The organism is Flintibacter sp. P01028 (assembly GCF_041925235.1).
Classification (GTDB): domain Bacteria; phylum Bacillota; class Clostridia; order Oscillospirales; family Oscillospiraceae; genus Lawsonibacter; species Lawsonibacter aceti.
The window spans coordinates 48,550-60,512 of the sequence record NZ_JBHEVC010000004.1 but is presented as its reverse complement, the minus strand read 5'-3'; the positions used below and the strand labels follow the sequence as shown (position 1 = coordinate 60,512).

9 protein-coding genes are annotated in these 11,963 nt (G+C 54.6%); 4 read left to right on the top strand and 5 right to left on the bottom strand.

Features of this window, described 5'->3' with window-relative positions; genetic code table 11:
• Positions 1 to 9 precede the first annotated feature (9 nt).
• A complete protein-coding gene (locus tag ACEVJK_RS09010; RefSeq protein ID WP_374740416.1) occupies positions 10 to 2,721 on the top strand; it encodes an S-layer homology domain-containing protein in 2,712 nt (903 codons plus the stop codon).
• 63 nt (positions 2,722 to 2,784) lie between these two features.
• On the opposite strand, the gene ACEVJK_RS09005 is transcribed toward ACEVJK_RS09010, so the two are convergent.
• Together ACEVJK_RS09005 and ACEVJK_RS09000 are read right to left on the bottom strand one after the other, a co-directional pair.
• Entirely contained in the window at positions 2,785 to 3,498 is a 714-nt protein-coding gene (locus ACEVJK_RS09005; RefSeq protein WP_374740415.1) for a hemolysin III family protein, read from the bottom strand.
• 162 nt (positions 3,499 to 3,660) lie between these two features.
• A complete protein-coding gene (locus tag ACEVJK_RS09000) occupies positions 3,661 to 3,831 on the bottom strand; it encodes a DUF362 domain-containing protein (protein ID WP_147573351.1) in 171 nt (56 codons plus the stop codon).
• A gap of 119 nt (positions 3,832 to 3,950) precedes the next feature.
• Between ACEVJK_RS09000 and ACEVJK_RS08995 the strand changes: the two genes are divergently transcribed.
• The gene (locus tag ACEVJK_RS08995; protein WP_240288582.1) at positions 3,951 to 6,377 is read left to right on the top strand and encodes an ATP-dependent Clp protease ATP-binding subunit; all 2,427 of its coding nucleotides are present in this window, start codon (positions 3,951 to 3,953) and stop codon (positions 6,375 to 6,377) included.
• A gap of 69 nt (positions 6,378 to 6,446) precedes the next feature.
• Here ACEVJK_RS08995 and ACEVJK_RS08990 read toward each other — a convergent pair whose 3' ends face one another.
• The 3 genes from ACEVJK_RS08990 to ACEVJK_RS08980 all read right to left on the bottom strand — a co-directional run bounded on the left by ACEVJK_RS08990 (position 6,447) and on the right by ACEVJK_RS08980 (position 9,764).
• Entirely contained in the window at positions 6,447 to 7,118 is a 672-nt protein-coding gene (locus tag ACEVJK_RS08990) for a hypothetical protein (protein WP_340406401.1), read from the bottom strand.
• A complete protein-coding gene (locus tag ACEVJK_RS08985; protein ID WP_240288577.1) occupies positions 7,119 to 8,654 on the bottom strand; it encodes a DUF1538 domain-containing protein in 1,536 nt (511 codons plus the stop codon). It abuts the gene before it with no gap.
• A gap of 372 nt (positions 8,655 to 9,026) precedes the next feature.
• Positions 9,027 to 9,764 carry a helix-turn-helix domain-containing protein gene (locus ACEVJK_RS08980; protein WP_374740414.1) on the bottom strand — a complete coding sequence of 246 codons (738 nt, stop codon included), beginning with the start codon at positions 9,762 to 9,764 and terminating at the stop codon, positions 9,027 to 9,029.
• A gap of 285 nt (positions 9,765 to 10,049) precedes the next feature.
• Between ACEVJK_RS08980 and ACEVJK_RS08975 the strand changes: the two genes are divergently transcribed.
• Both ACEVJK_RS08975 and ACEVJK_RS08970 read left to right on the top strand, forming a co-directional pair.
• Complete coding sequence (locus ACEVJK_RS08975) at positions 10,050 to 10,523, top strand: sporulation initiation factor Spo0A C-terminal domain-containing protein (RefSeq protein ID WP_147573355.1); 474 nt, start codon at positions 10,050 to 10,052, stop codon at positions 10,521 to 10,523.
• 36 nt (positions 10,524 to 10,559) lie between these two features.
• Positions 10,560 to 11,459 (top strand): PAS domain-containing protein, encoded by a 900-nt coding sequence (locus ACEVJK_RS08970; protein ID WP_240288926.1) that lies wholly within the window; start codon positions 10,560 to 10,562, stop codon positions 11,457 to 11,459.
• Positions 11,460 to 11,963: the final 504 nt, after the last annotated feature.

Here is an 11,963-nt window from a genome sequence, read left to right as displayed (position 1 = left end):
TCTATTCCCATGAAAAAATGGCAGAGAAGTTTACTAGCCGTCTTGTCCTTCTGTCTCTGTCTTCTGCCAATGACGGTGTCGGCAACAGAGGAAGATGGAGAGAGTATTTCTGTCGGAAATGTGACTCTGACTCCAGAAACAGAATACGCTAAAACGGACATGGGGACAGTCACAACTGAGGGCGCTACCCAAGAGGACTATAACATCCGCTGGGAGGCATCCTCTGCGACATTGACGCTGAATGGTGCGGAGATTAGCGCAGAGGATATCTCTGCCATCCAGGCAGACATAGAAAAGCTGACCATTTCACTGATTGGAGAAAATCGTATTTCCGCAAAGAATACCCAAGAGAATGTTGAGTTCTTTGCCATTCAAAACAGTGGTGAGATCGAATTTCTTGAGAGTGAAGAAGATTCTTCCCTGACTATTTCCGTTTCACAGGCAGCGGAGTCTGGCAGTACCGAAAAAATATCAGGTATCTATACCGGAGCAGGACTGGTCAACAATGCCACACTTTTTATCGAAATCTCTGTGCCATCCCAGGCCGGGTATAGTGATACCATAGCCGGTATTATAGGCGGCGAGTATGAAGAGCAATCTGCGTTTCTAAAAAATACGGGTAAAATCACCGCTGAAATTCAGAATCAAAGCCTGACCACTTGGAGTGGTGCGGACGTTTATGGGATACTGATCTACAGCGGAGGGATGGAGAACAGCGGAGAGTTGGCCCTGACTGTTTCTACAGTAAATGGAGATGCCTATGGCCTGCGCGGTACCAGCACCTCGGTTCCATGGCAGAACAATGGTCTGATCAGGTCGGATGTAGTGGCTTACGGTGGCAATTACGAGGGTGTGTCAGAGGAGCTGCATAAGGGCTCGAATCATGCCTGTGCGGTTTCTGTTGTGAGCGATCAAATGAAGATGACCAATGCTGGAACCATGGAGTTGACTGCGAAAAACGCTGGAAACAACCTAACCGCGGAATATGCGATTGGCCTTGAACTGGACAGCTCCTCATCGGTTTTAAATAACACGGGGACTATCCACTGCAGAGCCTATGATGCCTATACATGGGGCATTTATTTAAGCAATCTGACGGATAATGCTACATTAACGAATTCGGGAAGCATCACAATCGAGGCCACAACTGATGGCCAATCTGACGGAGAGCAAATCGGTCCTGCCTGTGCTACGGGGATCGGAATCAATATGGACAATTTTGAGACTGATCCAGTCCCCGTCAGGACTGAATTGGTTTTAGAACCAGGGTCCTCTCTATCCATCTCAACTCATGCCGCTGGGGACGTGGATAGTCCAGAAGAAGTCACATATATGTATTGCCAGGCCATTCAGCTTCAAAAGATTTATTACGGCGGCGACCCACAGTATGACGAAAAGCCTCAAGAAATCATGTTAGCAGATGATCTCATAATCTTAAAAGACGGCGAGTACGATGGCGGAGCGCCGCTGACTGAATTCTTAGAGGACTACATCGACTTGGGAATGTATGTATATATCAATACAATTGGTAATTATTTTACCAATCCGGAGGATGGAAGCGTTTATTCTGTCCCCTCTAAAACAGTTACGATCCTTCCCTCTTTGACAGGAAATGTGGTTATCTCTGGTACGGCAGAGATTGGCCAAACGCTTGTTGCGGAAACAAGTGGAATCCCGGATAACATATCTGTTTCCTATCAATGGCAGTCCGGTGATACTGCGGACGGAATGTTCTATGATATCAGCGGCGCGACGGAAGCTGCCTATATGATGACCAATGAGGACGCAGGTAAATATATTCGTGTAGTGGTAACTCCCGTTGCTGGCTCTGGCTATGCGGGAAGACTTTCCGCGACAACCGAAACCGGCGTTTCAACACCATCCTCTGGCGGGGGCGGTTCCAGCAGCTACTCCATCAGCGTGGACAAGAACATCGAAAACGGCACTGTGACCGTGTCCCCCAGGAGCGCCTCCAGCGGCCGGACGGTGACCATCACTGTCAAGGCCGACGAGGGCTATGAGTTGGACGAACTGACGGTCACCGACAAGAACGGGGACGAGATCGAACTGACCGACAAGGGCGACGGCAGGTATACCTTCAAGATGCCCCGGTCCAAGGTGACCATTGAGGCCTCCTTCGTGGAGATCGACCACCAGGATACCTGTCCCGCCGCCGGCTTCCGGGATGTGGACGAGGACGCCTGGTACCATGAGGCGGTGGACTACGCTCTGGACAACGGCCTGATGTCCGGTGTGTCCGACCGGGAGTTCGCCCCCGGCAGCACCCTGACCCGCGCCATGGTGGCCCAGATGCTGTACAGCCTGGAGGGCAAGCCCGCAGCCGGCAGGGCTGACTTCGCTGACGTGGCGGAGGGCGCCTGGTACGCCGACGCCATTTCCTGGGCGGCCAGCGAGGGCATCGTGTCCGGCTACGGCGACACCTTCGGCCCCAACGATCCCATTACACGGGAGCAGCTGGCGGCCATCCTGTACCGCTATGCCCAGAACGAGGGGTACAAGACCAGCCAGAGCGGCAAGGGTACAGAGGGCTATCTGGACGCCTCCTCCATCTCCAGCTATGCCGTGAAGGCCATGGACTGGGTGGTGAACGCCGGTCTGCTGTCCGGCAAGGGGAACAACACCCTGGCGCCTACCGCCGGGGCCACCCGTGCCGAGGTAGCACAAATCTTCATGAACTTCTGTGAGAATATCGCAAAGTAAATGCCGGTACAGAGAGCGGGACGCCCCTTGGGGGCGTCCCGCTCTCCTGTCTGGTATTCAAATTTATAACAACTGATACATCATCACAAAGTGGCAGATACTACCTAGCAGGATAAAGACGTGAAATATCTCATGACAGCCAAAGCGGGGGTTATTTCGGCCGGGCCACTTGACCGCATAGAGTACACCGCCCACTGTGTACATGGCAGCCCCCATCATGAGCCAAAAGAAGCAAACGGAGGACAGGGCGATGCGGATGGGGCCGATGGCGAAGATGGCCAGCCAGCCCATGAACAGGTAGATTGCGCTGGTGAGCCAGCGGGGGATGGAGAGCTTGGCGATGGTCAGTATCATACCCACCACCCCCACACTCCACACCAGAGCCAGCAGGACGGGGCCACCGCTGTCCCGAAGGGCGGTCAAGCACAGAGGAGTATAGCTGCCAGCGATAAGAAGGTAGATGGAGCAGTGGTCATATTTCCGCAGAGCGAGGCGGCCGGGTACCGATACCCGCAGGCAGTGGTACAGAGTGCTGGCTGTGTAGAGGCAGACCATAGACAACCCATAGACAGCCATTAGTCCAAAGAGAAGCCCGTTTCCCTCGGCGGCAGTCCGGAGGAGAAGGTATATCGTTCCAGCCAGGGACAATACGGCGCCGGCTCCATGAGTGATGGCTGACCAGGGGCGTAAGCCGTCATAGGGATCCCGGACTTCCCGTCTCCGCCGGGGGACGGAGGGAAAGAGAGGGGGCTGAACCGTTATGGTATCAGGACGCATAGAGATCGCTCCTTTCAAGGTCAGGAAAGGCTGTTTTCTTAATACCAGTATATCCGTTTCACAGTAAAATATCAATGTGAAATATGACTAAATATAATATTTAAAATTAGATTATAAGATATAAAAAGTAACGCCGGAGTATTCCGGCGTTACTTTTTGTGATTAGCCCTCAGTAATAGCATTCATGGGGCAGGTGCCAGCGCAGGAACCACAGTCCAGGCAGGCACCAGCGTCGATCACATAGTGGTCATCGCCCTGAGAAATGGCGCCCACGGGGCAGGCATCCGCGCAGGAACCACAGCTGATGCAAGCATCACCGATCACATAAGCCATGTTAAGTACACCTCCATCAAATTGTACCTACATTTTAACACAACTTTTGAAAAATGCAATGCTAATTTTTAGAAAAGAGGGAAACCTTAATAAAGATTTTAGACCGAGGTGATCTTTCTATGGCAGACAGCCAGTTTACTTCTACCGCCCTAGGGGCCATCCGACTGGCCCAAGAGAATGCCGCCCGCCTGGGACACAGCTATGTGGGCTGTGAACATCTGCTGCTGGGGCTGGCCAGCCAGGAGTACAGCCCCGCTGCCTGTGCTCTGCGTAAGGCTGGGGCAGACAGCCATACCCTCCGCTGCGCGATTGGCCAGCGGGTTGGGATCGGAGTGCCCGCCCGCTCCCTCCATCAAGGACTGACGCCCAACTGCTGTCAGGCGATTCGGGGTGCGGTGGGGGAGAGCCGCCGACTGGGTCATGGGGCGGTGAACTCAGAGCACCTGCTGCTGGGGTTACTGGGGGACGGGCAAAATGGCGCCATCCGCCTGTTGACCGACTGTGGTGTGGAACCGGCCCAGCTGTACCGACAAGTGGCCGCCTCCCTAGGCGGAGAGGAGCTGCCACCCAGAACCAGAGCACGGGAGCCGGAGGCGAGGACTGCCTCCGACACCAGGCAACTGGACCAGTGCGCCCGGGATCTGACTCGAATGGCCGCCGAGGGAAGGCTGGACCCGGTTATCGGACGGGAGGAGGAGTTGGCCCGAGTGATTCAAATTCTGTCCCGGCGGACCAAAAACAACCCGGCCCTCATCGGGGAGCCGGGAGTGGGCAAGACTGCCGTGGCCGAGGGGCTGGCCTTAGCCATTGCGGACGGGACCGCTCCTGCCCACCTGCTGGGCAGGAGAGTGTGCGCCCTTGACCTGTCCTCCATGGTAGCAGGCACCAAATATCGGGGGGAATTTGAGGAGAAGCTGAAGCACGTCCTGAACGAAGTCCGCCGGGCGGGCAACATCATCCTGTTCATTGATGAGCTCCACACCATCGTGGGGGCGGGCTCTGCCGAAGGTGCTATTGACGCGGCCAATATTCTAAAGCCCGCCCTGGCGCGGGGGGAGATACAAGTCATCGGAGCCACCACTTTGGACGAATATCGTCGGCATATCGAAAAGGACTCCGCCTTGGAGCGCCGCTTCCAGCCGGTCACAGTGCGGGAACCCAGCCGGGACCAGGCTCTGGCCATTTTGAGAGGGCTCCGGGGCCGGTACGAGAGCCACCACCACCTGACGATCACGGATGAGGCGCTGGCGGCGGCGGTGGACCTATCGATCCGCTATCTGCCCCAGCGGTTTTTGCCCGACAAGGCCATCGACCTTGTAGATGAGGCCGCCTCCAGAGCCCGCTTGGACCGTCAGGCCCTGCCCCCAGAGCTGAAAGAGCTGGAGGATAGAGCTGCCCAGGCGGGCCGGCAGATGGGCCGGGCCATCCAGGACCAGGACTTTGAGCGGGCGGCGCTCCTCCGAGATGCGGAGGGGGACTTCCGCCGGCAGCTGAGAGAGGGAAAGGAGCGGTGGCAGGCAGCCCAGAAGCCCCGTCAGGTGGAGGAGAGCCACATTCGGGCAGTGCTGACCCAGTGGACTGGCGTTCCGGTCACCGATCCGGACGAAGCGGACAAGAAGGCTCTGTCTACGCTGGAGAAGGAGCTGAACCGCACTCTGCTGGGCCAGGACCGGGCGGTGGAGGCGGTGACAAAGGCTATCCGCCGGGGGCGCCTGGGGCTGAAGGACCCCCGCCGGCCAGTGGGCTGTTTCCTGCTGCTGGGCCCCAGTGGAGTGGGCAAGACCCAGCTATGCCGAAGCCTGGCTTCCGCCCTCTTCGGCAGCCAGGAGGCCCTGCTCCGCTTTGATATGTCTGAGTATATGGAGGCCCACAGCGTGTCCCGCCTTATCGGTTCGCCTCCCGGCTATGTGGGCCATGAGGAGGGGGGGCAGCTCACCGAGCGTGTGCGGAAAAATCCATGGTCTGTGGTACTGCTGGACGAGCTGGAGAAGGCACACCGTGACGTGTGGTCCATTCTGCTTCAAGTCATGGAGGAGGGGGTGCTCACTGACGCCCAGGGCCGCCGAACCGACTTCCGAAACACAGTGCTGGTCATGACCTCCAACCTGGGGGCGCGCCGCTTCGGAAAAAGCCAGAGTCTTGGCTTCCACACCGGAGGACAGGCGGAGCGGGAGGAGCTGGAGCGGGCCGTCCTGGCCGACGCCCGGTCCACCTTTGCCCCGGAGTTTCTCAACCGGCTGGATGCCACCTTGGTGTTCCATCCCCTGGAGCGGGATACGTTGGGGCAGATCGCCCGGCAAGTCCTGTTAGAGACAGGGGCCCGCCTATCAAAGCTGGGAGTGACCATGGAGGTAGAGGACCAGGCGGTTGCGCTGCTGGCGGACCGGGGCGCCGACAGGGAGTATGGAGCCCGGCCCCTGCGTAGGGCCGTTTCTACCCTGGTGGAGGACCCGGCGGCAGATTTGATCCTGGCAGGAAAATTGAAGCAGGGGGATACCCTGAGGGTCATGGCCCAGGAGGGGCAGGTACGGGTACAGCTGGTATAGCACTGGCCTGCGGAGATGGAAAAAAAGACGGCCCCCGGTCCTTTCTGGTCCGGGGGCGTTTTTGTGAAATCAGCCCAGCCGCACGATATGATCGATGGGCAGGGAACAAAGTACGCTCTGGGCTGGACTGCGTAAGCCGTGCTGGACGTTGACCGCCTCCATGATGGAAGCGCGCCTGTCAGTGGGTACCACGATGGCAACGATCTCACGTTCCGCCTTTAGATCAGTGTCATAGGCCTCCTCCAGCAGCTCAAGTCCGGCCAGACGGGCCTTTATGACTGTGCCGCCGCGGGCCCCGTGCTCTTTGGCAGTGGCCATGACATCGTCCGCGCTGCCACGACTGCAGGCCACCAGAATCAAGCTGTTTTCTGTGTGCTCCATAGGGACTTCCCCTCCTTTTTCCCTCTTTGCGCCCTCGCTTTGAAAATTGACCACAGCGGCGGTCAAACTGTTCAGTCCGCTGAGGGGCAGATCAAAGACAATGCCGCTGGAGCCAGTGCTTCCACGCAGGTCGCTGTCCAGATCATACAGCAGGCGGGCGGCGGTCTGGCGGGTGGCAAAGCTGAAGACCACATCCTTTTCGCTGGAGCCTAGGCCCAGGATATCCATGATCTCCGAGGTGGCGGTTCCCCTCCCGGCGCACTGGAGATGGAGGGACACCTGACGGCTGGCATACAGCTTTTCCATAGTCACGCCCCGGCCGCGCTCTACGATGGATACGATCAGACTGACTGCGTCCATTCAAGCCCCCTCCTTTCCGTCAAAATAGAGAATGACATCCTCTACCTGTTCCATGCGGTGCCGGAACCGGCGGCGGGCCAGGCTGTGGCGGACCACACTGGACAGACCCATGATCTGAATGGTCACCAGAGGGGTCATAGCTACCATAGCCACGATGCCGAAGGCATCAGTCATCACATCCCCGCCCAGGGCCTGACAGGCCCCCTGAGCAAAGGGAAGGAGAAAGGTGGCCGTCATGGGGCCGCTGGCTACACCGCCGGAGTCAAAGGCAATACCGGTAAAAATAGGTGGGACAAAGAAGGTGAGCCCCAGGGAGATGGCATAACCTGGGATCAGCAGCCAAAAGATATTGAGACCGGTGAGCACCCGCAGCATGGCCAGACCCACGGAAACACAGACGCCGATAGACAGGGCGTGGCCCATGGCCTTATGGGTGATAGAGCCATTAGAGACCTCCTCCACCTGCTTGGTAAGGACGGCCACGGCGGGCTCGGCCTTGACGATATAATAGCCGATGACCATTCCGATGGGGACCAGCAGCCAGCGGTTGGGGCTGGAAGCTACGGTGGCACCAATGAGCTGGCCGGCGGGCATGAAGCCCACATTGACCCCGCACAGGAACAGGACCAGCCCTAGATAGGTGTAGACAAGGCCCAGACCGATCCGGAGCAGCTCGTTCCCCTTGAACCGGCGGGTGACGACCTGAAACACTAGGAACAGGCCGGCGATAGGAATAAGAGCGACGGCCACTTCCCGGAAGTAAGCCGGGAGTGAAACCCAAAAGTATTGGGCAGCCTCTAGTGTGGTGGATACGTCCGGGATGGAAGTGGTGTGGGGCACAGCCTGCTCAGGGCGGTAGATACTACCAAGTAGCAGTACGGACAGGATGGGACCGATGGAGCAGAGAGAAACCAGGCCAAAGCTATCGCTGGCGGAGTTTTTATCGCTGCGGGTGGAGGCAATACCTACGCCAAGGGCCATGATGAACGGTACTGTGATAGGTCCAGTGGTGACGCCACCAGAGTCGAAGGAAACGGGGATAAAGTTGGCGGGCGCGAGGGCTGCCAGGGCAAAGACGATAAAGTAGAAGACCAGGAGCAGCCGGCGCAGAGGGACAGCCATACGGATACGCATGGCGGCAATCACCAGGAATATTCCCACACCAATGGCCACGGTCCAGATTAGGACCGGGTTGTCGATGGACGGGACCTGCTCCGCCAGGACTTGCAGGTCTGGTTCCGCTACCGTGGCGAGTACACCCAGGAGAAAGTAGAGGACGATGGGGACGATCAGGTGTCTGGCCCGGCTCACTTCTACGCCCACTCCCTCACCCATGGGGGTCATGGACATATCCACACCCAGAGTAAAGAAGCCCATGCCGCCGATGAGCAAAATGGCGCCGAACAGGAATAGGACCAACGTGCCTGGATCGAGGGGCGCAATGGAGATGGAAAGGAGAAACACGATGGCCGTGATGGGCAGGACAGAGGAGAGGGACTCCTTATTTTTCTCCTTTAGCTGTTTGTTCAAGCGCACGGTCAGGCCTCCTTTCAAACGACTTGATTCCATTATACTGGAGGAAGAAAAATAAAACAGCAATCTTTATATTATCTTAATATGATTTAGACGGTTTTTATGGGGTATATGTGATAAAAACCGGAACAGCCAGCTGACCGATCCGGTTATCTTACGGGTAGTTGCGCCCAGGGGATATAGTGTGTATTGCGTCTTGAGTATGTGGATAGAGGGACTGATACCGTTACGGCGCAAGAATTTTAGGTATAAAGCAAGCCTGCCTGGCCTGAACAACAGCCAGCATTTGGTCAGACCGGGGAAGGACGTTCACAGGGAACGTCCCCTGTCGGATCGGAACAGCTAACAACAGTTTATTCAGACAAGGTAGGTCATTCAGGAGGGCTCCAAAATACCATTTACTTGCCCAAGAACCGTACCAATACAGCGGAATTCGTCTGTTTCTGTTACTAAGATGTCCTCATCAATTACATTTAGAGCCCGCAGACGACACTCTCCCCTCTCTTGAAAAAGGGTACGAAGATAATAAATACCGTTGAGACAAAACAGCCCCATCTCATTGTGCCCTGCCTGCCTTCTCTGAAGGGCCAGAATATCGAATTTACGGAAGACGGGCAGATATTGGTCTACCTGAATCTGAAAGCAGAAATCGGCCCCAACCGGCAGATCCTTTCGCATGATACGCACACTACCCAAGTTCTCTTGCATGAGAAAACCAGTGTGAAGCTTGCGTACACCAGGCAGATAACAGGGAAGGGTGAGCCGGCTTCTGGCGATTGTTCGAGTATATTCCTCGTTTACAATCAGCCGAACAAGCCGCTTCCCCTCTTCAGAAAGTGCTCTGTATTTTTTGATGGTGTCAATCTCTTCCGCGCTTAGAGCCTGGTCATAAATTTTGCTGATTCGGTTTGTTCCAAGATAATCAGAGTAAATATAGTTGGCGTCAACCTCTAAGACATTAATCAGGGAAATTAAGATGTCAGGCTTTGGGGTGCTGATTCCATTTTCATAGTTGGCAATCGCTGACGGAGTCACGCAGATTTTAGCTGCCAGCTGGGGCCTGGTGAGGCCCATTTCCTGTCTCCTCTGCCGCAATTTATCTCCTAGGCTCATATGAGGTCCTCCTTGTTAGACGCTCCAATCCTCATTTCCTGCCTTACAAATCTCTTGCAGATGAGAAAAATAGTAACAAGAAATTTGTAAAAAATGGTTGACTTTCAAAGATGTTTGTTGTAAGCTAAAACCGTTGTTCGTGATACGTGGACGTACATACCATGAGTTGAGAACACTGAGTATATCGATAATACTAAAGCAAAAGACAGTTCCTGTCAACCCACAAATGTATGGGGCTGCCGTGAGAGTAGTGAGAAAATTATTACTGAAAGGATATTTTAGATTATGCTGCAGAATGAAATCGTGGATATCCTATTGCGTGCAGGGATTCCGGCTAATACAAAAGGATTCACATATATTCACGACGCTTTGGAACTCATGGATAAAGATTCCTACTATTTTTCTGGTAAAGTTTGTGTGTTATACGCAAAGATAGCCAAACAGAATGGAGCGACTCCGGGGCAAGTTGAACGTGCGATACGCTATGCCTTTGAGGGGGCTCTGACGCGCGGGGATCTGGAGTCGGTGGAGCAGTATCTGGACCCTATCAACACTAGAAATTCCAATGAACTGAAAGTCTTATTCCTTCGTTGGAGACAAGAGACACATCCAATGGGAGACAGTTCATGTGATGCCATGTCAGTATGCCGCGCGCAGATATACAACGAGATTTTAGACGAGATGAATGCTCTGACCTTCAAAATTCAACAGGCTGTCTCAAACATCGGAGCTGAAAATATAGCGATGCAAGGTCAATGATACTCGATCTCGAAATTAGGAGAGAGATATGTGAGAATGAAAAGTGATTTAAAAATGCCAGCCTCTTGGCGTTTTTCCGCCCATAAGCATGGTGCGCATAGGGAACTGGAGCGTTGTGTAGAAAAAGCAATGCTGAACTTGTTAAGTGAATGTATGTTTGGCGGTATTATGATTACCTATAATACTCCGGATTTTCCCCTCTATTACATAGATGACCGGATGCTGTCTTTTCTGGATTACCCAAACCAGACGGACTTTGCCACCGCAATTAAAGGTGCTGTGATCAACTGCGTTCGGGCCGAGGATCGGGAGAGCTTGCGGAGTGAAATTGCACAGGCCCTTATGAGTGGAAACAGTTACACAACAACTTATAGAATGCTATGCAGAGATAAAGGCTATATCTGGGTGAAAGAGACAGGGGTACAGACGGTTCTGCCGAATGGGGAGTCAGTGCTGGTCAGCCTATGCTTAGATATCACTGGCCAAGTGGAGGCGCAGGCTGAGTTGGAATCCATCGTTCAGTGTCCTATGGGCGGAATTTTCCGCGCCAGAATGGACCGGGATTTTACCCTGATTTATGCTAACGATCACTACTATGCGCTACATGGCATTACGAGGGAGAGTCTACGCAATCGACTCAATAACGGGACGATCCATTTGGTCCATCCAGCGGATATTCCTTTTATTGAGCGGCGGCTGCACAAAGCCGTGGAACAGAAGGAGCAAACGGTTAGCTTAGAATACCGTGTCGTCCGTCCCGATGGAGAGGTCGTGTGGCTGCTGATGAACGGCTCATTGTCTGAGCAACAGGGGAATATGCTTCTCACAGGTATGGTTATTGACATTTCTCATCAGAAGTTCATGGAGGAACGTCTGTGTTGTAAAAGTCGGCGGCAGCGCGCGCTGTGTGCCAGGGATCATGATTCCTCCAATTAAAGTGGACCTCTGTCCAGCCTAAGCATATGTTTGCCACCATCGGAGAAAGGGAGGGCGTTGGGCTGCAAAATCGGCGTACAAAATATCTGGAAAAAACAGCAGGTAGTGACACAGCAGCCATATTGAAAAGCCGGACAACATGTTAGGCTGAGGAGAGATTCATGAGCGGCATATTGAGGAACGCTGCCTAGAACGAATTGCGACTTGTTTCAACCAGTCCCGTTTCGTTCTGCAAAGAGCGGTTAAAATCGATATTTTTAGCCTTGGGACTGTTAGAAGAAATACACCGCCTATCGGGCCCTTCTGGGCCGTGCGCCGAGCGGCGCGTAAATTCCCGGCCTGCGGCCGAGAATTGCGCAGGGGCAGCTCTGCCGACCGCTAGCATTAAAATTCCGGAGGGTTTCGGCCGACTTAGGCGGCCGAAACCCAAAAAGAAAGACATCTGCTGAAAGCAGATGTCTTTCTTTTTGGCAAGGGGTAACAATCCAAATCCTCTCAGGTCGG